This window comes from Paenibacillus sp. Soil750, assembly GCF_001428045.1.
Lineage (GTDB): Bacteria > Bacillota > Bacilli > Paenibacillales > NBRC-103111 > Paenibacillus_E > Paenibacillus_E allorhizoplanae.
In genome coordinates this window covers 15042-40977 of record NZ_LMSD01000016.1, presented here as the reverse complement: position 1 = coordinate 40977, position 25936 = coordinate 15042, and the positions used below count along the sequence as shown (strand labels likewise).

Here is a 25936-nt window from a genome sequence, read left to right as displayed (position 1 = left end):
TTGTTTGCAAGCTTTAATTCAAGCTTTTTCTGCGGATTCCGACTTTCAAACGATCGTGACAGGCCTCAAGTCCGAAATGAAAGAGCAGCTCATTGCCGGTTTAACTGGCTCCTCCAGGCAAATCATGCTGGCCTCACTTGCGCGTGAGCTGGAGCGTCCGCTTTTCGTTGTTACGCACAATATGTTCGCTGCGCAAAAAATAGCGGAAGACCTCTTGGAGTGTCTATCCCCTGATGAAGTGCTGCTCTATCCATCTCAAGAGCTTCTGACTACCGAGGAAGCGGCTTCAAGCCCAGAGATGCTGGCGCAGCGTATTGACGTTCTCACTAAACTTGCTGGCGGATTCCGCGGCGTAGTTATTGCGCCATTTGCTGGTGTGCGAAGATTGCTGCCACTCAAACAGGTGTTCGAAGAATCCCGAGTAACGATAAATGTTGGTGACACGGTTCAATTAGACGAGCTGCTGGCTTCTTTATCCAGCCTAGGCTATGAACGGGTTGAACGCGTTGAAACCAAAGGTGAAATGAGTGTGCGAGGTGGCATTCTCGATTTATTTCCGTTAACCTCGGAGAATGCGATTCGGATTGAGCTCTTTGATATCGAAATCGACTCTATTCGGACTTTCGATGTAAGTGACCAGCGGTCAATTGATAAACTAACAACGGTGACGATCCCTCCATGCCGTGAGATTCAAGCGGATAGAAAGCGGTTACAGTCAGCTGCGCAGCATGCGTATGAGCTGCTGCAAGCGCAATTGGCGAAGATGACCGAGCGCTCAGCCAAAGACAAACTGTTGGAGGTCGTAGGCCGCGATATCGAGCTTATGCGAGAAGGTCAGACGTTCCCAGGCATTTATAAATATATTTCTCTCCTATACACGGAAAGACAGACGCTCATGGACTACATGCCCACAGACTCGATTCTCATTATCGACGAACCTGCTCGCCTCTTGGAAACTGCGAAGCAGCTCGAGCGTGATGAAGCCGAGTGGATGATGCATGCGTTGACTGAGGGGAAGAGCTTGCCGGCTTTTGTGCTGTCCAAATCTTACGAAACCCTGCTGCACCGCAGACCGTTCCCGACGTTATATGTATCCCTTTTCCTTCGTCAGGTAGCGGGTATTCAGCCGCAGAATATCGTGAACTTCGTATGCCGTGTCATGCAAAACTTCCATGGGCAGATGAATCTCCTCAAGGCGGAGATGGAGCGGTGGAAGAAGAATGGCAGTAAGGTCATTCTTCTAGCGAATGGCGATGACCGTGCAGAACGTGTACGTCGTGTTCTTGGCGACTACCAGATTGAAGTTCCTGAGATTGTAGATGGCAATCTGCAAACAGGCTTTGAAATGCCTTCGATTCACCTTGTCGTGATTACAGAGGGTGAGATTTTCACTCAGAAGCAGCGTAAAGCACGTAAAGTGGAGAAGAAGCTGGAGAACGCAGAACGGATCAAAAGCTATCAAGAGCTGAAGGTCGGCGACTACGTTGTTCACGTCAATCACGGGATCGGGAAATACGTTGGCATCGGAACATTAGAGGTTGGCGGGATTCATAAGGATTATTTGCATATTATGTATGCCGGCGGCGATAAGCTGTCTGTTCCGATCGACCAGATTGATTTGATTCAGAAATATGTCGGTTCCGAAGAGAAAGAGCCGAAGGTATATAAACTTGGCGGCGCTGATTGGGCACGGGTGAAGAGCAAAGCACGCGCATCTGTCAAAGATATTGCAGATGAGCTGATTAAGCTGTATGCCGAGCGTCAAGCTGCGACGGGTTACGGATTTAGCAAGGATAGTTCGTATCAGAATGAGTTCGAAGCGATGTTCCCTTACGATGAAACGCGCGATCAGCTTCGTGCGATTGAAGAAATTAAAATTGATATGGAAAAAGCACGTCCCATGGATCGGTTGTTATGCGGAGATGTTGGCTATGGCAAAACCGAAGTTGCTGTTCGCGCAGCCTTTAAGGCTGCCATTGACGGGAAGCAGGTTGCTGTTCTCGTACCCACGACGATTTTGGCGCAGCAGCATTATGAAACCTTCCGTGAACGCTTCTCCGGTTATCCGTTCAATGTGAAAGTGTTAAGTCGTTTCCGTTCTAAGAAAGAACAGACGGAGGTCATGAAAGGGGTCAAGAAAGGCGTCGTTGATGTCGTGATTGGAACCCATCGCCTCTTGTCGCAAGACATTCAGTTTAAAGACCTAGGCCTGCTCATCGTCGATGAGGAGCAGCGTTTCGGCGTGTCCCACAAAGAGAAGCTCAAGCGTCTGAAGACGAACGTAGACGTGCTGACGCTAACGGCGACGCCAATTCCAAGAACCCTGCATATGTCCATGTTGGGCGTTCGAGACTTATCGGTCATTGAAACCCCGCCAGAGAACCGCTTCCCGGTTCAGACCTATGTGGTGGAATACGGGCCGACACTGGTTAGAGAAGCTATCGAGCGTGAGTTGGCGCGTGAAGGGCAAGTATATTATCTTTATAATCGCGTACAAGGCATTACACAAATCGCTGATCAAATCTCGATGATGATTCCGGATGCACGTGTAACCGTAGCGCATGGTCAAATGGGTGAGCAGGAGCTCGAGAAAACGATTCTCGATTTCTTGGACGGGGAGTATGATGTTCTCGTCAGCACCAGCATTATCGAAACCGGCGTAGACATCCCGAATGTGAATACACTTATTGTCCATGATGCGGATAAAATGGGCCTTTCCCAGCTCTATCAGCTGCGCGGACGTGTAGGCAGGTCGAATCGCGTCGCATATGCGTATTTCACGTATCAGCGTGATAAAGTGCTGACAGAAGTAGCCGAGAAACGACTTCAAGCGATTAAAGAGTTTACAGAACTTGGTTCAGGCTTTAAAATTGCGATGAGGGACTTATCCATTCGTGGCGCAGGAAACTTATTGGGTGCTGAACAGCACGGCTTTATTGCATCTGTCGGTTTTGATTTGTACTCCCAAATGTTAGCCGAAGAAATTGCAAAGCTGAAGCTGGAGATAGATGGAGAAGCGGTCATTCCAGAACCGGAATGGCATACGTCAATCGACATTCAATTGGATGCGTATCTGCCATCTGATTATATCTATGACAGCATGCAAAAAATCGAAATTTATAAAAAAGTGGCCGCCATTCGTACGCTGGAAGAAGCCGCGGATCTGCATGATGAGCTCGTTGATCGCTTCGGTGATCTGCCGCAGGCCGTGTTCAACCTACTGACAGTGGCTCGTTTGAAAGCATACGGTTCGGATTACCGGATTGAAACGATTAGCCAAAAAGGGGAGGATTACCTAATCAAGGTGCATATCGACCAGAATGGCAGGCTGGATGGCCAGAAGCTGCTCGCTTTGTCCAAAGGCTTTGATGGTCGTATCAAATTGAACGCAGATCCGCAGCTACTTATTGTTATCCGCTTTAAAGGCATGAAGCCGGAAGCCTCCATCGAATTGTTGGAGAAATTCTTGGTACAATATAAGGATGTTCTGAAAACGAAAGGGGAATTACAGGATGTTGCCAAATGAAACTAGCAGACAACGACGTACTTCGAGAAAATGGATATTAGGTTTGGTGACAGTTGTCCTTGCATTCTCTGTCCTCAGCGCGTGTGGAGATAAAAAGGAAGGCGCTGCAACAGCTTCGCCTTCCGCATCAGCGGCTGCTACAGGTAATCCAAGCGATATTATTGCTACGTACAAAGAAGGCGGGAAAATTACACGCGGTGAATTCGATTCTTTCATCAACGTAAATAAAATGTTCTCCCCGCAATTAGCTCAATACTTGGCTGATCCAGCTTTTCAACAAGATATGTTGAAGCAAATGGTTACTTTCCGTGTTCTTTCCGCTAAAGCGGACGACAAAGTGAAAGCGGATGCTGACAAACAAGTAACAGAGCAAATGAAAGCCATCACTGATTACTTCGGTAAACAAGAAGGCGGAATGGACAAGCAGTTGAAAGACAACGGTATCGAATTAAAAGATATCGAGTCCTTGATGAAATTAAGCTTCTACACAATGGGCAGCATGGAAAGCAAGATCACAGACCAAGCGGTTCAAGATGCTTACAAAGAACAAGCAGCTGCGCATGCGTTTGACGTTGCGACCGTTAGCCACATCCTAATCGCGTTGAAGGATTCTGCTACACAAGCAGATCTTCGTACGAAGGAAGATGCGTTGAAGAGAGCGAAAGAAGTAAAAGCGAAGTTGGATGCAGGCGGCGATTTCGCAGCACTTGCGAAAGAATTCTCTGACGATCCAGGTTCCAAGGATACAGGCGGTACGTACAAAGATGCCAACATCAACGAATGGGTAACAGAGTTCAAAGATGCAGCAAGCACGCTTCCATTGAACAAAATCAGTGATCCTGTAGAATCAACTTTCGGTTATCACGTGATGAAAGTAGAATCCAGAAGCACGAAACAATTGGATGATACACTTAAAACACAAATCAAATCTCAGCTTGCAGAGAAATCCTTGTCTGAATTTGCTGAAACTGAATATCCGAAATTGATCGAAACGAATAACCTTCCTAAAGTAGAAGCAGCACCAGCACCAGCGGCAAGTCCAGCAGCTAGTCCTGCGGCTAGCCCAGCTGCAAAGTAAGAACTTACCAGGATGTCCGATAATGGACATCCTGTTTTTATTTCTCATTTTTGGACATGATAAGCGCAGCAGGATGCAGAGCTAAATAAAGTAAATTGCTTAGTCGGGGCGTCTGCATAGAAGAATGGGAAGTGAAGAATACTATGGATAGATTTCAAGTTCCCACCAAATCCCGATCTAGCATACAAGTTTCATGCTCGTGTCGTATCTAATTCGTAAGCGGAAAGTGAGGCATCTAGAGGTATGAAAGCAACTGGAATTGTCCGTCGGATAGATGATTTAGGGAGAGTTGTAATCCCCAAGGAAATACGGCGCACCCTACGCATTCGTGAAGGTGACCCTTTGGAAATTTTCGTGGATCGTGATGGAGAAGTTATTCTGAAGAAGTATTCACCGATTGGTGAGCTTGGTGATTTTGCGAAGGAATATGCGGAGTCGCTGTTTGAAAGCACCAATCATGTTGCCTTGATTTCGGATCGAGATCATATTATTGCTATGGCTGGCGGATCTAAGAAGGATTACTTAGAGAAATCGGTTGGGGCGATTATAGAGTCTTGCATGGAAAATCGTAAGGCTGTAATTGAAAGCAGTTCAGGTCAATTCGAGATTATTAAAGATACCAATGAAACATTCACTTCCTTCGTAGCTGCGCCGATTGTTGCAGGGGGAGATCCCATTGGTTCGGTTATCCTGATCTCGAAAGACGAGAATGTGAAAATGGGCAATATGGAAGTTAAAATGGTCGAGACTGCCGCTGGATTCCTAGCGAAGCAGATGGAGCAATAAACACATAATTCCAAACGAAGGCTTCCTTACGGAGATGATGCATCTGTAAGCGAAGCTTTTTTTTTGTCTGAACTGGCAGATTTCGCTATAATACGTACATAGGAATCATGTTTGTGTAGAGGGGTAAATCGGAATGAGGGCTACCTTCAAGGAGCAAGATCAGCAGAAAGAAGGGCTCAAGAGGCATGGTAATGGTAAACAGAACAAGCTGTTAAAGGGTGCTGCGCTGCTTGGGGGTGCGGCTGTACTCTCTAAACTACTTGGGACGCTTCAGAAGATTCCTTTGCAGAACGTAGCTGGAGATGTAGCTTTTGGTATTTATAATGCGGTTTATCCGCTCTATATTCTGATCTTATTTGCAGCCACGGCTGGATTTCCAGTTGCTGTGTCTAAATTTGTAGCCGAACGCGTCATGGAAGGAGATCATGCAGGCGCGAAACGGATTGTGGTTGTCTCATCTGCGCTATTAATGAGTGCGGGGCTTCTCTTATTTCTCCTGCTGTATTTTGGTGCGGAGACGATTGCTGGTTGGATTGGCATTACGCAGACCGCGACAGCGATCCGCAGTGTATCTTTTGCCCTGCTCTTATCTCCCGTTCTTGCTGTCCTGCGGGGGTATTTTCAAGGGTATCAAAACATGGTGCCTACCGCGGTCTCGCAAGTCATCGAACAGCTCATCCGTGTAATTACGATGGTCGCGCTATTGTTGTATCTGGTCGCGCTTGCCTATGATGAAGCATGGATTGCGGCGGGGGCCACGTTTGGCTCCGTGACAGGCGCTGGAGCCGGTCTAGTGGTGATGGCTGTGTTTTGGCGGCGAGAGCGACGTGGGGAGCACGTGAAGCTGTTGAAAGCAGACTTGCCCGTATATAGTGGGTTAGTGGGTGGAGGGCCAGAGCCAGAGCAGAATGCTAAGAAAGTGATAGCAGCCGGCTCAGAAACTAAGCAAGTGATCTCATCTTGGCAATGGGCGAAACGAATTACGATATATGCGATCCCTGTATGCCTTGGCGCAATTGTGGTGCCGCTGCTCACGCTCGTGGATACCTTCACAATGCCTCGTCTGCTGGAAGCATCATCTGGCAGCGAGTTGGAGGCAATGCGTCAGTTTGGCCTTTATAACCGTGGGTTTCCACTTGTTCAGTTGGTCGTGATGGTGGCGTCCTCGATGTCGGCTGTCTTGGTGCCAGCTATTGCGGAAGCTAAGATGAGCGGGCGAGTGGATCTCATCCGCTTTCGGGCAGAGATGTCCGTCAGACTCGCATGGTTGATCGGGATTGGCGCCTCGTTTGGCCTAGCCTTCTTAGCGATGCCGATCAATCTGATGCTCTATACGAGCACCGAGGCGAGCTGGACGATGGCCGTGCTGGCCTTCACGGCCTTGTTTAGTACACTGAACGCTGTCAGTGCCAGCGTTCTCCAGGGCGCCGGCGCGATCCGCACGCCGGCGAATGCCCTGCTCGTTGCCATCGTGCTGAAAGCACTCGGCAACATTGTGTTGGTGCCCCGCTGGGGCATCGACGGCGCCGCGCTCAGCGCGGTGATCGCCTACGCCGCTGCGGCGGGGCTGAACCTGGTGCAGCTGCGCCGCAGCACCGGGGTGCGCTTCGCGCTGCGGCCGTACGCCATCAGCCCCACGCTGGGCGTGGGGCTGATGGGCGGCGGCCTCGCAGCGCTGCAAGGGCTGGCCATGCTCGCTAGCGCGGCATGGCACGTTCCTGAGCGATGGAGCGCTAGCGCCATCGCTCTTATAGGCGTAGCCAGCGGCGCGGCCGTCTACGCGCTTGCGCTGCTGCGCAGCGGCAGCATCAGCCGCGAGGAGCTGCGGCTGATGCCGGAGTTGGAGCGGAAGCTGGCAGCGCTCCTCGCGAAGCTGCGGCCGCGGAGGTCTTCGCGCGGCCGTTCTAATCCCAAGTAGCGGCTGTTTCACCCGCCAACTAACGCTTACAAATTGTCATACTTGGCAAATTATAAATAACCATTAATCAGGAGGTGTCATCCCATGGCAATAAGCAACCCGCAAATTACCGTCCTTGGACTCGGGACAGGAGACGAAGATCAATTAACCTTAGGTGTATGGAAGAAGCTTCAACTAGCGGCAAAGTCACAAGCGAAGCTATTCCTACGGACGAAAGACCATCCGATGGTACAACTGTTGGATGCCAACGAAATTCCGTACGAAACGTTTGATGCGAATTACATGTCGAATGAGACGTTCGAGGGAGTTTATGAGTCCATTGCAGAAGAACTAATCTCGGCAGCGAAAAGCCATACGACTGACGTGCTTTACGCTGTCCCAGGTCACCCCATGGTAGCAGAGTACACGGTGCAACTACTGAAACAACGATGCCCATCTGAGGGTATCGAGCTCCACATCACCGGTGGAGAGAGCTTCTTAGACCAAGCCTTCTTACGATTTGGCTTCGATCCGATCGACGGCTTCCAGTTGCTGGATGCGACGAGCATCAGCCGTTATGCATTGAATCCACAGCTGCATACGGTGATTGGGCAGGTGTACGATACGTACACAGCCTCTGACTTGAAAATCAGCCTGATGGATGCCTATCCAGACGAGTATAAGGTCGTTGTGGGTCACTCGTTGGGAGTGGCAGGTCAGGAGCAGATCATTGAAGTACCGCTCCACGAGCTGGATCATGTCAAAGGTTATGGCAATCTGTCGCTGGTGTGGGTGCCGCGCAGTGAGCAGGAGGGGCCGTACAATCGGACATTTGGTAAGCTGCATGAGATCGTTCAGACCCTGCGCAGCCCAGAAGGTTGTCCGTGGGATCGTGAACAGACACATGAGAGTCTGCGCAAGAATCTGATAGAGGAAGCTTACGAAGTACTGGAAACCATTGATGAAGATGATCCGGATCACATGTGCGAGGAGCTTGGCGATTTGCTTTTACAAGTCATGCTGCATGCGCAAATGGAAGAGGAGATTGGCACGTTCTCCGTGTATGATGTGATCGCTACGTTAAATGAGAAACTAATTCGTCGTCATCCGCATGTGTTTGGAGAGTCGAAGGCAGAGGATGCTAATGAGGCTTTGGTTAACTGGAATGCGATCAAGGTCGAAGAGAAGCGGAAGAAAGGCATCGATGTTACGCAGCAGTCTGTACTGGATGGCATTCCGCGTGAATTGCCCGGGTTGATGAAGGCGATGAAGCTGCAGAAAAAAGCGGCAGCGGTCGGTTTTGACTGGACAGAGCTAGATGATGTGCTGGCTAAGGTGGAAGAGGAGTTCGCTGAGCTGCGTGAAGCGATTGCACTAGGGGCGGAAGACGGGGCTCAGGAGCGTCGTGACGAGTTGGGGGATGTTCTCTTCTCTATCGTCAATGTTGCTAGATTCCTCAAAGTAGACCCCGAAGAGGCGCTAGCACAAACGAATCGGAAATTTATGCAAAGATTTTCATATATTGAGGAACAGTTACGTTTAAAGGGGTTATCTTTTGAACAAACTGGGTTATCAGAGATGGAAAAATACTGGCAAGAAGCAAAAAAGTTATAAAACTTGATAAACGCTAGAAGGATTTTGCCGAAAAAAGCAGAATACTAGACTTGTTGCAAGGTATAATCATGAAATGTAACCACAATTGGTACATAGAAGACCTGATCTTCAAACATTTTGGGAGGTAAAGAAAACACATGAACAAAACAGACTTGATCAACAACATCGCTGAAAAAAGCGGACTTACTAAGAAAGACGTAGAAGTTGTCCTTAACGGATTCCTTGGTGAAGTGACAGACGCTCTTTCATCCGGAGATAAAGTACAATTGATCGGTTTCGGTACATTTGAAACTCGTAAGCGTTCTGGCCGTACAGGTCGCAACCCGCAAACGGGTAACCCAATCGAAATCGCAGAATCCAATGTTCCTGCTTTCAAAGCGGGCAACAAGCTTAAAGACGCTGTGAAATAATGCGTATCGATAAATTTCTCAAAGTATCTCGTCTGATCAAACGCCGTACAGTTGCAAAGGATGTGTCCGACCAAGGGCGCGTGTGGATTAACGGTAGGGACGCTAAAGCGAGTACGCATGTGAAAGTTGGAGATGAGTTATCCATTCAGTTCGGTCAAAAGAAAGTGACGATTCGCGTTGAGCTTTTGACAGAGTCGACCCGTAAGGAAGACGCTGCGCAGATGTACACGCTGCTGAAGGAAGAACCCTTCCAATCCGAATAACGCATACCGATGAAGTAGCCTAGGATTCCTGCAGAGGGGATTTTAGGCTGCTTTTTTTATAGGCATAGGATACAAGGCTTGGTTCTAAAAATGGACATCCTCCCATATCGTAAGATTAGGTGAAGGAGGGGTCAGGCCATGATTGAACCTGTGAAGAACAGCAACAAAAGGCAAGAAATTAAGATGCTGAATCGCAAGCTCTTGGAAATATCAGGAGTTTTGAACGTAGAAAGTTTTGATAGCGAAGAATTCCTCCTAGAGACGGAAATGGGCTACTTGATGATTAAGGGGCAAAATTTGCACATCAAGAACTTGAGCTTGGAGCAAGGATTAGTCGCCATCGAAGGTATTATTCATGAATTAGCCTATGTGGACGGGAATACCCAGGAGAAATCCAAAGGGTTTCTTGGTAAGCTATTTAAGTGACGCTTCACGTTCAATTTCAGACGATTTTCATGATGTTCCTGAGTGGAATTTGCATAGGGGCTCTGTTCGATATTTTTCATGTGCTCTCGGGCAAGCTGCGGTTGCCACGATGGACCATCCCCATTGTAGATAGTATCTATTGGATTGTGGCGATAATCCTAGTGTTCAAGATGCTCATTTACAGTAATGAAGGACAAGTTCGTATTTTTATTTTTCTTGGAATGGGAATCGGAATTTGCTTCTATTTCGCTCTTCTTAGTTCGCTTGTCATTCGTCTAACGCTCATTCTCATACGAATTATTGTGGCGATTTACCGCTTCTTTACGAGGACTGTCGAAATTCTCATCATTAAACCGATTATTGGCTTATATCGTCTAACGGTGATAATTTTAGGCTTTTTGCTAGCCGTAGCTATATTCCTTTACAGAATTGTGCTACAATTGCTCTATCCTATGTGGAGACTATTCCTCTGGATGACTAAGCCTGTGCATAAGTACTTGGTGATCCCTGACTGGTTGAAGAAACTGAAGGGACGCATCATTGCGCTTTATCGCAGGATATTCTCGAAGTAGGAGGATTTCCTATTCATGCATGCTCAAGCAACCGTTTCAACCAAGCGCATCAGTCGGGAAGGCTCGAAGCGAAGACTGCGTATCCTTTTGATCATTGTCTTATGTTTTCTGAGCTGGGCTGCTGTTAACATCTGGGGGCAGTTCGCCAAGCTGCACGAGAAGAAAAGTGTCGTAGCGAATATGGAACAACAACTCGTCGAAGCGCAGAAGATCAATGCTCTCACGACGAAGGAAATCGCACGGCTGCATAACGACGAATATTTGGATCAGATCATTCGCCGAGACTTTCATTACAGTAAAACGGGAGAGACGCCACTAAGTGTCTCGAAGTCGCAATAAGAAACGTTATGAAGAAGTGGCTAATGCCGTGTTGACCGTGGTTTCTGCATCGGTTATAATCGGCGTAGCCAGTGTTTTCAACATTTTAAGGGAGGAACATTTTACTTTATGGCAATTGAAGTTGGCACCAAGTTAGAGGGAAGAGTGACGGGGATTACTCACTTTGGAGCATTCGTCGAGCTTGCTGAAGGAGTTACCGGTCTTGTTCACATTTCGGAGATCGCGGACAATTATGTGAAGGACGTTAATGACCACTTGAAGCTAGAAGACAAGGTAACGGTCAAAGTAATTAACGTGGACAAGGATGGCAAGATCGGACTGTCGATCAAGCAAACGATTGACAAGCCAGTTGAGGAAAGACCAGCTCGTCCTGAACGTACAGGTGGCAGCAGCTATCAAGGTCGTCCTAGTGGAGATCGTCCAAGCGGCGGTTACCAAGGTGGTCGTCCAAGCAGCGGTGGAGACCGTAGTGGTGCTCCAAGCGGTGCTCCAGGTGGTGGTGGCGGTCGTCCAGGTGGCGGCGGTGGCTTCAATCGTGGTGGTGGCGGTGGTGGTCGCGGCGGCTTTAACAAGCAGCAAGGCGGAGCTAGACCGTTTTCGTTCGAAGATAAAGTATCTCGTTTCCTAAAAGATAGTGAAGAGCGGATTTCGTCCTTGAAGAAGAACACCGAGTCCAAACGCGGTGGCCGAGGCGGAAGAAGAGACTAATAGATGCAGATGATGAACCACATTCGCTCCGGCGAATGTGGTTTTTTCTTTGTCATGTGCGACAAGTCCGGCAAAAACAATGAAAATCAATCGACATGGAGTTACGGGTATCTCCCTCATATGCGGCGCGTAGTTTCGAGGTAATCAGACTTTTGGAAACGTTTTCAACCCGAGGAACCTAGAGCGGGCAAGGGCTGGGGCCTGTTGACAAAGACATCGGGACATGTCGGAAATTTCTTTGACTCTATCAACTCATTCTGACAAACTTTCTGCTAGATTGTCTCTATACTAGAGTAACAAATAAGGGAAGAAATGGATGGTGTTCGAGAATATGCAAAGACGAAGCTTAGGCGCGGTGATGGGTAGCGGATGGTCGGGAATTTGGCAGAAAGCAAAAGTAGGTGTTCACAGTGCAGCTGTGGAGAATCGATGGGTACAAGCTTTTGTTGCTAAGAAGTGGTCGTTACTGCTCATCGTTATGGGCTTCTTGCTCGGTCGGGCGATGATTCTGGAACAGTTATCACCATTTGCTTTGGCGTTTGTCGCAGTCATCTATTTTACAAGAAAGGATATCTTGCATTGGGTGGGTATTGCATCATTTGCTGGTAGCTTGCTTGCGGTGAATGGGAACACCGGTTATCTAGTGACAGAAATCGTTATCTTCTTACTGATCCAGAAGGCACTTGAGAAATATGAACGCTCAGACGTTTCGTTAGCGCCGATACTCGTTTTTAGCTCAACGTTCCTCGTGCAGCTCTTTGCGGAGCTAGTTGTTTCAAACTTGACGTGGTACTCCTTGATGATGCTTACCGTGGAAGCGTTGCTAAGTTTGGTACTGACGCTCATTTTCATTCAAGCGATCCCTGTATTCACGCTTACCCGCAAAAACTATCATCTTAAACATGAGGAAATTATTTGCTTAATTATTTTGCTGGCATCGGTCATGACAGGTACGGTTGGTTGGCTAGTGGGTCCTGTCACGGTAGAGCATGTGCTATCGCGTTACTTGATACTTCTGTTTGCGTTGGTAGGAGGAGCGCCGTTCGGAGCGTCCGTTGGTGTTGTCACAGGGCTTATCCTGAGTCTTGCGAATAGCAATGCGATCTATCAGATGAGTTTACTTGCATTCTCTGGTATGCTCGCTGGTCTCCTTAAAGATGGGAATCGCTTAATGGTAGCCTTCGGGATGCTGATCGGCTCGGTTATTCTCTCTTTCTATATGGGTTCTAATGTGGATATGATCAATTCGGCCTGGGAATCTCTTGCGGCGGTTGCCCTGTTCCTTCTTACGCCGCGCAGCGTTATTCTGATGCTTGCTAAGTATGTGCCTGGTACCCAAGAGAATCTGAAATCGCAGCAGGATTATGCGAAGCGTGTGCGGGATGTGACGGCTGGTCGCGTAGAGCAATTCTCTGAGGTATTCCGCCAGTTGGCGCGCAGCTTTAAACAGTTAACGACTGAAGATGAGGTGAGTCGGAAGGAGGAAGATGTCGGACATTTCATGAATGCTGTCACCCAGAAGGCATGTGAGTCTTGTTGGAAGAAGAGCCAGTGCTGGGATCAGAAATTCTATCAAACTTATACGTATATGACGGATATGATGAGCCAAATCGAGACAAAGGAGAGTATGACGAAGAAACAGATTCCGCCTGAGTGGAAGAAGGTGTGCATCCGTACGGAACAAGTGCTAGATGTGATGAAACAGCAATATAGTTTATATAAGAATGACAGGCATTGGAAAAAGCAGATTATCGATAGCCGGCATCTTGTTGCCGACCAATTGTCAGGTGTTTCGCAGGTCATGGAAGACTTAGCAAAGGAAATTAAAAGGGAAGGACAGGAGTTGTTCCTCCAAGAAGAGCAAATTCGTAATGCCCTAGAGGAGCTGGGCTTATCTATTCATACCATCGATGTGATTTCGTTAGACGAAGGCAACATCGAAATCGAAATCATCCATCAATATACGAAGGGATTTGATGAATGTCGTAAAATCATCGCGCCGCTTCTGAGCGAAATCATCGGCGAGAACGTCGCCGTCATGCGTGAGGAAATGCACACGCGCGGCGAGGGCTACAGCACAGTCGTATTCGGCTCCGCCAAAGAATACGAGGTGGAGACCGGAGTCGCCGGCGCTGCCAAGGGAGGCGATCTCTTCTCCGGTGACAGCTACTCCACGGTGGAGCTGGGCAATGGCAAGTATGCCGTTGCGCTGAGCGACGGCATGGGGAATGGCGAGCGAGCGCGTGCGGAGAGCGAGACGGCGCTTAGTATCCTGCAGCAGCTGCTGCAGTCGGGGATGGATGAGAAGTTGGCGATCAAGTCGCTGAACTCGGTGTTGATGCTGCGTTCATCGGATGAGATGTACGCGACGGTGGATATGGCATTGATTGATATGTACAGTGCCAATACAACATTCATGAAGATCGGCTCTACGCCAAGCTTCATTAAGCGCGGCACGGAGGTTATTCCGATCTCGGCCAACAATTTGCCGGTAGGCATCTTGAGTGAGATTGATGTCGATCTGGTCTCCATACCGCTGCAATCAGGAGATATCCTTGTGATGATGACTGATGGTATCTTTGATGCCCCGGGCCATGCTGTAAACAAGGAGATGTGGATGAAGCGGATGATTCAGGAAATTGATACGACGTTACCGCAGGATTTCGCGGATTGCTTATTGGAGCGTATTTTCCGCCATCATCACGGAGAAATTCAGGATGATATGACGGTTGTGGTAGCACGTATTGAGAAGCGACAGCCGGAATGGGCGACGTTCCGTTGGCCGGGTATTACACGTATGGAGCGTCCGAAAACAGTTAGTTAAAGGTTCTAATAAGCCGTGCCGGCTCATTTGCCGGCGCGGTTTTTGAGTCAAGAAAGGCGGTTAGTTGAATGATTAGGAGATGGTTTGCCATATTGCTCATACTTCTGGGAGTATGCCTGTTTCTGTATCCCACGATAAATGATCGATATGAAACTTATCAACAAGATCAGATTTTGAAACAATGGCAAGACAATATGCAAGCGATGGACCAGTTGCCCGGAGAGGAAAATGTGGAGGTACTTGCTGCAGGAGGTTCGAAGGCTACACCCGTTGGGAGCGGTGTAACCCCCTCACCAGATGCAAGTGTATGGATCAACGAGCCATTGGTGTCTGAATCCGCAAAGCCCACAAGCGTGAGCGACACGGTTGTGAAGGTTGTGGCGACAGCAAAGCCTCCCCCTGTGAAACCAAAGAACATGGAGGGGGTTCTGAGTATTGATAAAATTGATTTGAAGCTCCCCATTCTATCTGGTGCGACCATGGATAATATGAAAATCGCAGTTGCCAGTATTGCGAATACAGGAAAAGCTGGTGCAATAGGTAATTATGCGATTGCTGGGCATCGAAATTTGACGTACGGTAAAAATTTTAATCGCCTAGATGAAGTTGTCCCTGGTGATGTGATTGAAGTCGATACAGGGAGCCGGAAATACGTCTACAGCGTAGAGGAGAAGTTAGTTGTACTTCCAACAGATGTATGGGTATTACAAAGTAATGGCAGTAATCGGGAAATTACGTTAATTACGTGTGATCCCATGGTAGACCCGACGCATCGCTTAATTGTGAAAGGGAAATTGGTTGAATAGTTAGAAGTTCACGTATAGAAAGGATGGATATTACATATTTTCAAAACAGGTGTACTACCCGCTTGTCAAAAATGATACAATTTGTATCAAAGGAAAATAAGTGTTCTTTCTTTTCAATGAAAAGGTACATATCTGAAATGGAGGTCTAAACAAAGATGGTGAAGAAACAAACAAAGGCTTTGCTAATTGCTCTTCTTATGTTTATGCAATGTCTTTATGGGATTACCTTATCTAGCCAGGTGAATGCAACTGAAATATCGGGCAACATCCTCGATAGTGTCACATTAGCGGTATACGATAGTAATGGGCAAGTGGTAACGGGGAATGTGTATAACCAGAATGCTCAAGCTAAGCTGGACTACACCTGGTCTTTGCCGAATGGTCATGGCTACCACAACGGAGATACGTTTACTTTTACGCTGCCGCAGGAGTTTGAGTTATTCAATAATGTAAGCGGTGCTCTCGTCATAGACAACAGTTCGACAGTAGGGAATTTCCATGCCAATAAAGATAGTCATCATGTGGTGATTACGTTTAACGAATTTATTGAGAGTCATGATGATTTGAAGGGAACGTTGAGCTTCCTTACGCAATTTAATAAGAGCCAAATAACAGGGACTACGGAACAAACAATTGTGATTCCTGTTCGAAGCGGCGACCAGATATTTACCATAAAGTTCAGGCCTGCCGTAGATTCAACGATTAGTAAATCTGGTGTCCCCCAAGGTTACAATGCGAAATCGATAAATTGGACGGTGGATGTGAACAAATTACTGGATACGGTTCAGGATGCTGTCATGACAGATCCGAACGTGGAGGGATTATCCACGCCAACAGGAGTCAAAGTTTATGCTTTGAATGTGCAACTGGACGGCACTGTCATACAGGGGGCAGAACTGGATAGTAGTCAGTATACAGTGAACACAACTGGAGGCGTTTTGACGGTTCATTTCACAAACAACCCGATTACGTCGGCTTACCGGATTCAGTATGTAACAAATATTACTGACCCCAGCAAGTTGTCATTCACGAATACTGCCAAGTTTGGAGGAAGTCATACGTCAGCAGTTGAAGCAACGTCAACAGTTGCAGTGCAACGAGGAAGTATACTCAAGAAAGAAATTACGGATTATCAAGCTATTCAGCAGAAAATAGATTGGAGCGTTCTTTACAACGGTGGAGAGGTATCGATTAGTGAAGAAAATGCTTATATCATAGACACTGTGAGTGTGCCGCATCAACTTGTGGATGGATCTCTTCATGTGTATCCGGTGACTTTTGATGCAGGGGGCAATGAGACTCGTGGCGCTGTTCTGTCAGCCGACCAGTATACTATTACACCGATGGGTGAGAGCGGCAACATATTTAAGTTGAAATTTAAAACGGCTATTACTGGCGCGTATCGAATTGATTATCAAACCCAAGCTGCCCGCCCAATCATCGCTGATGCGGTCATCACGAATGAGGTGACAATATGGACGGAGGAGCATAGCAGTGCATCGCAGAATACTACACAAGTAGGTCTAATTAAAAACGTAGGAGCGGCCAACTATATCGAAAAGAAGGTAGGCTGGAAAATTGAATTAAACGGAAACAGCCAGGTTATGAATCATGTTGTCGTGAAGGATACGTTCCCTCATAAGGGTATGTACTTTATAGAGGATTCTTTAGTCATAACGCAGGGTAATGAGACATTGCATAGTCCCGCCGATTTCACCTTGGATAACAGTGTGAGTAAATATGATGGCTTTACAATCAACTTTACAAAGCCTCTGACGCAGCCAGTTATCATCACTTATCAAACGAATTTTGATTTGACTTGGATTGTCCCGAAAGATAGTACAGCCATTTTCCATAATACGGCTCAGATGGACTGGAGTTCGACGGATGAAGTGACCTATTCGCAAACAGTTGGGGCCGCTTTCTATGCGCGAGATGAATATATTAACAGTGGTTACAAATATGGTAATTATAATGTGGTGAATAAACAGCTAACTTGGACAGTAGGTGTGAACTACAGTGAGAAGGAGATTGCTTCACCGAGAGTCGAGGATGTCTTACAAGAGAATCAGAAGTTCGTTGATGGCTCGCTTGTTGTGTACAACATGAACGTTTCTGTAGATGGCGACCCATCGCCAGGCACAGTCGTAGATGCTTCCCGCTATGGGGTAAGCATTGATGCTCAGAACAAGCTTATTGTTACGTTCCACGAACCCCTTTCAACAGCCTATATAATCGTGTTTAAAACAAGTTTAGAGGGAGCGTTGATTCCTAGTACGGTTGCTAATACGGCTAAGGTATATGATGGGCAATCCCAGGTATCTAGAAACCTTACGGCCAGCGTAAATATCCCTCATGGTGGGGAATACGTGAGCAAGAACGGCTCACAAAGCGGTGATAAGATCGATTGGAAAATTACCATTAATCAGGGACAATCGAAGCTATGGGATGCGGAAATTTTCGATAGACCATCTAGAAATCAAGTCCTGCTGTCGAATTCTTTCCATTTATTCAGTATGAAGGCAGCTGCCAATGGTGATTTGACCAAGGATGTCGAATTAGTAAAGGATGTCGGCTACACAGTTGATATTCTAACGGATACAGAAGGGAATCAGACGTTCCGCTTAAAATTCAAAAGTCCAATCTCGACAGCCTTTGTGTTGGAATATCAATCTGTCATTGCGGCACGCGACCAAGAATCTGTCACCAATGTGGTTAGTTTTAGCGCGAGCAATCTGACAACGGTCCCGATAGAAACAGTTAAAAATATCGTGGTTGGCGTATCCACAGGCTCAGGCACAGGGAATGGTGTCCGCGGGTCTTTAGAAGTTAAAAAGGTTGATGTAACGAATAGAGAATTACCGCTTAGCGGCGCTAAATATGAGCTAAGTCGGAAGTCCGGTGAAACGACCAATGTCATACAAACGCAAACGACGAATGAAGCAGGTATAGCCATTTTCCAAGGATTGCTAGCAGGTGACTATGTGATTAAAGAAGTCACAGCGCCAAGCGGGTATATCCTAGATGGAAGTGAGCATCCATTCGCACTACAAGCGGCAGAGAATAAAAGGGTGACGTATACGAATAGTAAAACGCCGCCGCCGACTACTACACCGACACCACCGCCGTCGTCGACACCGACACCACCGCCAACATCGACACCGACACCACCGCCGTTGTCGACACCGACACCACCGCCAACATCGACACCGACACCACCGCCGTCGTCGACACCGACACCACCGCCGTCATCGACACCAACATCGCCGCCGACACCGACACCAAGTCTAACTCCGAGTCCGTCTATAACGCCGGCACCTAAGCCTACACCGCCTTTAGCGACGGTTCCGTCACCTAAACCGTCTGATCCTGGCGTAGTGGTTCCTCTAACTGCTGAGCCAGCAACGCTGCCGGTAACGGGAGAGTCTAGCCATCTCTATATTAAGCTTGCTGGCTTAACTTTCGTGCTGTTTGGTGTAATGTTAGGAAGGAAAGTTCGGAGGAGACGTTAACTTAATGACGATTGACTAACGCTACAAATAAGCAGGGGGATGCCCCCTGCTTATTTGGTTCTTATCATAGGATGTATAGGATAAAATCGAGTAAATACCTTTCGCAATCCCTACCTGCAAGATGATTAGACACTCTCATAAATGGAAAAACTAGGATAAGAAACTACTAGAGAGCGAATCTTATCGGCCAGGGAGGCAGAAGATTATGATGAAACAAATCTTATTAATTACAGACGGTTGTTCCAATGTTGGCGTAAGTCCCGTGATAGCGGCGGCACAAGCGCAGGCAGAAGGTGTTGCTGTGAATGTCATTGGTGTAATTGATCATGGGGAGTTAGGTGTGCTAGGCTCAGAAGAGATTCGAGAGATTGCAGCAGCAGGCGGTGGCATGAGTCGGATTGTTAATTCCGAACAACTGTCGCATACCGTGCAAATGATGACCCGGAAAACCGTTAATGCAACCATCCAGCATGCTGTGGGCAAGGAACTGCAAAGTATATTGGGGATTTCACAATTAGAGCAATTGCCACCAGAGAAGCGAGCTGAAGTGGTACAAGTTATTGATAATATGAGTGAAACCACGTCGCTACGTGTGGCCCTTTTAATAGATGCAAGTGCTAGTATGAAGCCGAAGCTTGCCGCGGTACGTGAAGCCATTCATGATCTTTTGCTTAGTTTAAGAGCGCGAAGTGGTGTGAGCGAGCTTGCTGTTTTCCATTTTCCATCTACCAAATCGAGTGATCAGGAACTAGAAATGGACCATGGTTGGACGAATCAGCTTGCAAATGTCAACAAGATGTTCTATAAAATAAACATGAAGGGTACGACACCAACCGGTCCAGCGCTGCTGCAAACGTTGCAGTTCGTGACAGAAAAGCCTTTCTCACCAAAGACGACTGAGGAAGGGATGCTGAGTGACTACGTGGTATGATGAGGCCTTTCGCCCAGGGGCTGTAATTAAGGGGAAGTGGAATGGCCATGTGTATGTGGTCGAACGCTTATTAGGTGCAGGCTCCAATGGCATTGTTGCTCTTGTCCGAAGGGGAAACGCTAGATTTGCGCTTAAAGCAGGATATGAAACGGTTGACCATCAGTCAGAGATCAATTCCCTACTTGCTATTTCGATGAAAGAGAATTCTTTTAAGAATTTTTTGATTGATTCAGATGATATGATGATTCAAGGAAAAGGAATTTCCTTCTATGTCATGCGATATATTGAGGGCGTGACTCTTTCCGAATTTATACATAAGCGCAGTCAAGATTGGATCTATGTGATAGGCACGAATCTATTGCGAAAGCTCACTGAAATCCACAGAAGTGGGTATGTATTTGGAGACTTGAAGGTCGAGAATATGATTGTATCTAACTATGGCGATGTAGATCTTATTGATTTCGGGGGCGTATCACCCAAGGGACGAGCGATTAAACAATTAACAGAAGTCTACGATCGCGGGTTTTGGAATATGGGGGAGCGGGTTGCGGAGGAAAGCTACGATCTATTTTCATTTGCTATTTTACTATTAAAAACACTAGATCACCGCAAACGCTTCGCTGGCTTTATCAAAACACTCCCTCAAAACCGGGAGTTAGATCAATTAACGTCGATCATGCGGGAAAATCCAGTTGCTGCTCAATTGGCACCTTTTCTAAATAAAGCTTTGCGCAGCGAGTTTAGAACGTCGGAAGAAGCAATTGTGGAATGGAAAAAACTGATTGCAGGTAAGAAGGTCGCTCAGTCGACGCTGAAAATGCCATGGCTTAAAATATGCTTTGCTGCATCAATTTTTATTTGTGGAGCAACGATTTATATGTATTGGTAGGGCAGGGTAAGAAAAGGCCGAAAGGAATGCGAGATGGAAACGGATCTTGTTGCCAGAGTAGAACGACGAATTGAGGAAGAAAAACTTGCAGATGCAGGGGATGTGATTGTCGTCGCGGTTTCAGGGGGACCTGATTCAGTGGCGCTGTTGCATGTCCTTTTTCGCCTTGCAGATGCCCACCAGTGGACGATCGTTGTTGCCCATGTAAATCATCAATTCAGGGGCAAGGAATCGGATGCGGAAGCAGACTTCGTTGCGGAGCTCGCGGCAGGGCTAGCGCTTCCTTGTGAAATTGGTGTTATCGATGTTCCTGCTTATATAGAGGAAGCTTCTTTAAATGGGCAAGCGGCAGCGCGGGAGAAAAGATATGAATTTCTACATCAAGTCGCTGAGCAGTACGGTGCACAACGGATCGCTTTGGCCCATCATGCCGATGACCAAGCGGAAACGATGTTGATGCGAATCTTGCGTGGGACAGGCCCATCGGGGTTAGTTGGCATGCCGGAACGAAGGCGCGAAAAAAAAGTGGAACTGATTCGTCCTTTTTTACGTATATACAAATCAGATATTGTGAATTATTGCGCTCAGCATGAAATTGCCTATTGTAAGGACAGCAGCAATGAGCTGCGGAAGTATTTCCGCAATCGGATTCGGTTAGATCTTATGCCGATGCTGAAACAGTATAATGAACAACTTCCAGATTCACTCAATCGATTAACGGATGTGATGCAAGCTGAGAATGATTATTTGGATGCAGAAACCGATAAGGTTTTTCGCCGAATCGTGACATTTCAGTCGAACATCTGCCGCTTAAATCGGAGTGATTTCGCCGAGCTTCACGTTGCTTTACAAAGGCGTTTGATTAAATTAATATTAAACTGTCTTTGTTTGGAAAGGGAACGGCTGGTATTTACACGAATTGAGCGCGTGCGTGAGTTAATGGTTAAAGATCAGATGTCGAATCAAGTCCTGCAAGTGGATGAACAGATTTATATTGTGAGAGAATATGGATCTATCCAATTTCAGACCTATGCACCAGATCCTAAGCCTTATGCTTATGAGATCCGGTTAGCATCAAATGAGCTGGACCTCCCGGACATGAACGCCAAATTGATCTACTCATGGATGCCTTTAAGCTCGTATAAGCAAGCTGCTTCATCATTAGACCATAATGGCGACGTTTTTTTGGATGCAGACCAGGTAGAATTGCCGCTTTGTTTGAGAAGCCGCAGATCGGGAGACCGATTGGAACCACTTGGTTTAAACGGGTCCAAAAAGGTAAAGGATATGTTCATTGATGCCAAAATGCCACCAACTCGGCGTGAGGTTATTCCACTACTGGTCGACGCATCCGGACGGATTCTCTGGATTGCTGGATTTCGTAGGTCCAAACACGCTTTGGTCGGACCAGACACAGAACGTGTGCTTCATATGAAGCTAGTGCTGCAGGAACATACGTAAATTTCGTTCTTCTAGAATGTAAATTTATAAGGATTCATAATATAATCTAGGGGGTTCATCCTTGTACAGCGACATTCAAGAAGTACTTTACAGTGAAGAACAAATTCAAGGCAAGATCAAAGAATTAGGGGAATTGCTTTCCACTGATTACGAAGGTAAGAATCCATTGGTTATTTGTGTGCTGAAGGGCGCTTTTATTTTCATGGCGGATCTTGTAAAGCAAATTAGAGTACCTTTGGAAATTGATTTTATGGCGGTATCCAGCTACGGTCAATCCACGAAATCCTCTGGAGTCGTTAAGATTATCAAAGATCTTGATGTACCCGTGGAAGGACGTCATATCCTGATCGTGGAAGATATTATCGATAGTGGCTTAACGCTAAGTTATCTGATAGATGTGCTAGAACGTCGCAATGCTAAGACAATCTCGGTTGTTGCGCTGTTTAATAAACCGGCACGCAGAACGGTAGAACTTGAACCTGATTATGCAGGTTATGTGCTACCAGATGAGTTCGTTGTCGGATATGGTCTGGATTATGCAGAGAAGTATCGTAACCTTCCATTTATCGGCATATTGAAACCAGAGATCTATTCGAGCTAGTGTCACGTTCCGCAGGCGCACTAAGGCAGTAATGTTGTAGCGCTTTACCGGGGTGTGGTAAAATAATAATTGTGTGCCGTTTGAGAGGAGGCTCGTTATGAATCGAATTATCCGGAATACCGGCTTTTATTTGCTTATATTTTTGGTTACCGTGGGGATCGTTCATTTCATCAGTACCCAGAATGAACAGAAGGAGTTAATCACTTACGATAAATTCCGACAAGCAGTTGTAAACAAAAATGTAGAGTCCGTAGTGTTAAAGTTCGATGGGTATACCTATTCGATTAAGGGTAAGTATATTAACCCGCCTAATGGCGCGGATAAGAAGAGCTTTGAAACACATGCTCCTTATGAGCCGTTAGTTGTACAAATGATTGAAGCGAACGGCGTACCTTCGGAAGAGTACGGGCCGATGGAACGCGATAGCGTTTGGATTAGCTTTCTTACGTCCATTATTCCATTCGTCATTATCTTCATTTTGTTCTTCTTCTTATTGAATCAAGCGCAAGGCGGCGGCGGTAAAGTGATGAACTTCGGCAAGAGCCGTGCGCGCCTATATAACGAGGAGAAGAAACGTGTCACATTTGAAGATGTGGCAGGTGCGGATGAAGAGAAGCAAGAATTAATCGAGGTTGTTGAGTTCCTCAAGGATCCTCGTAAATTCGCAGCAGTTGGCGCTAGAATTCCTAAGGGTGTTCTATTGAATGGTCCTCCAGGAACAGGTAAAACGCTACTTGCTCGTGCGGTTGCCGGTGAAGCAGGCGTTCCTTTCTTCAGTATCTCCGGTTCTGACTTCGTTGAGATGTTCGTCGGTGTCGGTGCATCACGTGTTCGTGACTTGTTCGAGAATGCGAAGAAGAATTCACCTTGTATTATCTTTATCGATGAAATCGATGCGGTTGGTCGTCAACGTGGCGCTGGTTTAGGCGGCGGACATGATGAGCGTGAGCAAACACTCAACCAATTGCTTGTTGAAATGGACGGATTTGGCGCGAACGAAGGTATTATCATCGTAGCAGCAACGAACCGCCCTGATATTCTAGACCCTGCCTTATTGCGTCCAGGCCGTTTCGACCGTCAAATCACGGTAGATCGTCCGGATATCAAAGGCCGTGAAGCGGTATTGAAAGTTCATGCGCGTAACAAACCGCTTGCTAAAGATGTGAAGTTAGATTCACTTTCACGTTATACAACTGGTTTTACGGGTGCTGATCTTGAGAACTTACTGAATGAAGCAGCTTTGATTGCAGCTCGTCGTAACCGTAAGGATATTTCGATGGCGGAAGTTGAAGAAGCATTTGACCGTATTATCGTCGGTACACAGAAGAAAAGTCGTATTATCTCCGAAACTGAGAAACGTATCGTAGCGTACCACGAAGCGGGTCATGCGATTATCGGTTATCATGCGGAGAATGCGGACATGGTTCATAAGGTTACAATCGTACCTCGCGGACGCGCTGGCGGATATGTGATGATGCTTCCTAAAGAAGGCGAAGATCGCATGATGCAAACGAAGAACGAGCTGCTGGATAAAGTTACTGGACTCTTGGGTGGCCGTGTTTCCGAAGAATTGTTCATCGGAGAAATTGGCACAGGTGCATACAGTGATTTCCAGAAGGCAACGGGAATCGTTCGTCGCATGATTATGGAATACGGAATGAGCGATAAGCTTGGACCGATGCAGTTCGGAAGCTCCCAAGGTCAAGTATTCTTGGGCCGCGATATCGGACACGAGCAGAATTATAGTGATGCGATTGCTTATGAGATTGATCAGGAAATGCAAAGCTTTATTCGTACGTGCTACGAACGTGCACGCACGATTCTTACGGAGCATGCGGATCAGATTCACCTCGTTGCCAAAACATTGCTAGAGAAAGAAACATTGGATAAAGACGAAATCATCGAACTCTTGGAAAAAGGCAAGCTTAACGCTAGCACCGATGAGGAAGATGTTAAGGTTACTATTCAAGGTCAAAGCCAAGCTAGCGAAAGCAATAAGCTGGAGTTTGACAAAGATAAAGAAGTTAAAGAGATTAAGCCGGATCAAACAGAAGAGTAAGTTGCAATGCGAACTCGGAAATCCGTTGTACACGTCCAGTGTGCGCGGAATTCCGAGTTTTTTCAATGTATTTGCGCATTGACAGGCGATGTGAGAATGTGTAAATTAGTTGTAAATCTCTAATTTTATTGCTTTTAGATCATACTACTTTTAGATAGACGATTGAGACGATTCTTACGTCCCAGATAGGGGAGGAAGCACCATGGAAGCCTTAGCATTAGAGCGCAAAGCGGAACAAAACCGCGAGCTCAAAGAACGACTGCTGCAATTGAAGAAAGAACGGAATGCCATTATTCTTGCTCATTATTATCAGCGTGACGAAGTTCAAGAGGTAGCGGATTTTCGAGGAGATTCCTTTTTGCTTGCTCAGAAGGCGGCACAAACGGATGCGGATGTCATCGTATTCTGTGGTGTTCATTTCATGGGGGAAAGCGCGAAGATTCTTGCACCTAACAAAACCGTAATTATTCCAGATGAACGGGCTGGTTGCCCGATGGCAGATATGGTGAATGTTGAAGGATTACGTGCCCTTAAACGCCAGCATCCGAATGCCAAAGTCGTTGCTTATATTAATACTTCGGCTGATGTGAAGTCCGAAACCGATATTTGTTGTACTTCTGCGAATGCGATCAATGTCATCAATTCCGTCGATTCAGATGAGATTATCTGGGTACCGGATAAAAATTTGGGTGACTATGTATCAAAATTCACAAGCAAAAAAGTGATCATTTGGGAAGGCTACTGCAATACGCATGATATGCTGACTGTTAAAGATGTAGAAGAAATGAGAGCGCAATATCCGAATGCGCAATTCGTTGTTCATCCTGAATGTCGCCCAGAAGTAGTGAAGCTCGGGGACTTCGTAGGCAGCACGACGGCGATTATTAAATACTGCAAAGAGTCCGACTGCCAAGAGTTTATTGTAGGGACAGAAGATGGAACCGGTTATCAGTTGCGTCTAGATAGCCCTAATAAGAAATTTCATTTTGCTACGAAATACTTAGTTTGCCCTAATATGAAAGTGAACAATTTGAAGAAAATCGTGAAGTGCCTTGAGACAATGCAACCAGAGATTTATGTACCAGAAGACGTAGCTGATAAAGCAAGATTGTCCTTGGAGCGCATGTTACAAGTTAAGTAGCATGCGCTACTCTCTTGTTTTGAATAGGTGCCCTCGTGAAGCAAGGTTAGATCGATCCATAAACGAAGCGAATTGTGGACGAACTGACGTTGC

20 protein-coding genes are annotated in these 25936 nt (G+C 46.7%); all 20 read left to right on the top strand.

Translation table 11 applies throughout. The features are described 5' to 3' along the window. The first annotated feature begins 4 nt into the window (after positions 1 to 4). The 20 genes from mfd to nadA all read left to right on the top strand — a co-directional run bounded on the left by mfd (position 5) and on the right by nadA (position 25843). Positions 5 to 3526: a transcription-repair coupling factor gene (gene mfd / locus ASL11_RS18660; protein WP_056617974.1), complete on the top strand. Its 3522-nt coding sequence runs from the start codon at positions 5 to 7 to the stop codon at positions 3524 to 3526. Continuing rightward, positions 3513 to 4604, top strand: a complete 1092-nt coding sequence (locus ASL11_RS18655) for a peptidylprolyl isomerase (RefSeq protein ID WP_056617971.1) — start codon at positions 3513 to 3515, stop codon at positions 4602 to 4604. Before mfd ends, ASL11_RS18655 begins: the two co-directional genes overlap by 14 nt. Positions 4605 to 4847: 243 nt before the next feature. Continuing rightward, positions 4848 to 5390: a stage V sporulation protein T gene (spoVT, locus tag ASL11_RS18650; protein WP_056617966.1), complete on the top strand. Its 543-nt coding sequence runs from the start codon at positions 4848 to 4850 to the stop codon at positions 5388 to 5390. A 133-nt stretch (positions 5391 to 5523) separates the two neighbouring features. Beyond that, on the top strand, positions 5524 to 7308 hold the full coding sequence (locus ASL11_RS18645; RefSeq protein WP_082595582.1) for a putative polysaccharide biosynthesis protein: 1785 nt from the start codon (positions 5524 to 5526) through the stop codon (positions 7306 to 7308). Between the two features lie 84 nt (positions 7309 to 7392). Next, positions 7393 to 8901, top strand: coding sequence for a nucleoside triphosphate pyrophosphohydrolase (mazG, locus tag ASL11_RS18640; protein ID WP_056617960.1), 1509 nt, complete (start codon positions 7393 to 7395; stop codon positions 8899 to 8901). A 137-nt stretch (positions 8902 to 9038) separates the two neighbouring features. Further along, positions 9039 to 9311: an HU family DNA-binding protein gene (locus ASL11_RS18635; protein WP_028557378.1), complete on the top strand. Its 273-nt coding sequence runs from the start codon at positions 9039 to 9041 to the stop codon at positions 9309 to 9311. Then, a complete protein-coding gene (locus ASL11_RS18630) occupies positions 9311 to 9574 on the top strand; it encodes an RNA-binding S4 domain-containing protein (RefSeq protein ID WP_056617957.1) in 264 nt (87 codons plus the stop codon). The genes ASL11_RS18635 and ASL11_RS18630 overlap by 1 nt, the downstream gene beginning before the upstream one ends. Positions 9575 to 9712: 138 nt before the next feature. Beyond that, entirely contained in the window at positions 9713 to 10000 is a 288-nt protein-coding gene (gene yabP, locus ASL11_RS18625) for a sporulation protein YabP (RefSeq protein ID WP_056617955.1), read from the top strand. Beyond that, positions 9997 to 10572: a spore cortex biosynthesis protein YabQ gene (gene yabQ / locus ASL11_RS18620; protein WP_056617950.1), complete on the top strand. Its 576-nt coding sequence runs from the start codon at positions 9997 to 9999 to the stop codon at positions 10570 to 10572. The genes yabP and yabQ overlap by 4 nt, the downstream gene beginning before the upstream one ends. Before the next feature lie 15 nt (positions 10573 to 10587). After that, positions 10588 to 10911, top strand: coding sequence for an FtsB family cell division protein (locus ASL11_RS18615; protein WP_056617947.1), 324 nt, complete (start codon positions 10588 to 10590; stop codon positions 10909 to 10911). Positions 10912 to 11019: 108 nt separating this feature from the next. Continuing rightward, positions 11020 to 11619: a S1 domain-containing RNA-binding protein gene (locus ASL11_RS18610; RefSeq protein WP_056617944.1), complete on the top strand. Its 600-nt coding sequence runs from the start codon at positions 11020 to 11022 to the stop codon at positions 11617 to 11619. Between the two features lie 331 nt (positions 11620 to 11950). Beyond that, complete coding sequence (gene spoIIE / locus ASL11_RS18605) at positions 11951 to 14443, top strand: stage II sporulation protein E (RefSeq protein WP_056618056.1); 2493 nt, start codon at positions 11951 to 11953, stop codon at positions 14441 to 14443. A gap of 68 nt (positions 14444 to 14511) precedes the next feature. Next, positions 14512 to 15249 (top strand): class D sortase, encoded by a 738-nt coding sequence (locus tag ASL11_RS18600; RefSeq protein WP_056617941.1) that lies wholly within the window; start codon positions 14512 to 14514, stop codon positions 15247 to 15249. 155 nt (positions 15250 to 15404) lie between these two features. After that, positions 15405 to 18761 (top strand): collagen binding domain-containing protein, encoded by a 3357-nt coding sequence (locus ASL11_RS18595; RefSeq protein ID WP_056617938.1) that lies wholly within the window; start codon positions 15405 to 15407, stop codon positions 18759 to 18761. Positions 18762 to 18969: 208 nt separating this feature from the next. Then, positions 18970 to 19692: a vWA domain-containing protein gene (locus ASL11_RS18590; RefSeq protein WP_056618052.1), complete on the top strand. Its 723-nt coding sequence runs from the start codon at positions 18970 to 18972 to the stop codon at positions 19690 to 19692. After that, a complete protein-coding gene (locus tag ASL11_RS18585) occupies positions 19676 to 20581 on the top strand; it encodes a protein kinase domain-containing protein (RefSeq protein ID WP_056617935.1) in 906 nt (301 codons plus the stop codon). The genes ASL11_RS18590 and ASL11_RS18585 overlap by 17 nt, the downstream gene beginning before the upstream one ends. A 33-nt stretch (positions 20582 to 20614) precedes the next feature. Beyond that, entirely contained in the window at positions 20615 to 22042 is a 1428-nt protein-coding gene (gene tilS / locus ASL11_RS18580) for a tRNA lysidine(34) synthetase TilS (RefSeq protein WP_056617932.1), read from the top strand. A 61-nt stretch (positions 22043 to 22103) separates the two neighbouring features. After that, the gene (gene hpt, locus ASL11_RS18575) at positions 22104 to 22643 is read left to right on the top strand and encodes a hypoxanthine phosphoribosyltransferase (protein WP_056617930.1); all 540 of its coding nucleotides are present in this window, start codon (positions 22104 to 22106) and stop codon (positions 22641 to 22643) included. A gap of 97 nt (positions 22644 to 22740) precedes the next feature. After that, positions 22741 to 24702 carry an ATP-dependent zinc metalloprotease FtsH gene (ftsH, locus tag ASL11_RS18570; RefSeq protein ID WP_056617926.1) on the top strand — a complete coding sequence of 654 codons (1962 nt, stop codon included), beginning with the start codon at positions 22741 to 22743 and terminating at the stop codon, positions 24700 to 24702. Between the two features lie 202 nt (positions 24703 to 24904). Next, entirely contained in the window at positions 24905 to 25843 is a 939-nt protein-coding gene (gene nadA / locus ASL11_RS18565) for a quinolinate synthase NadA (protein WP_056617922.1), read from the top strand. Positions 25844 to 25936 lie beyond the last annotated feature (93 nt).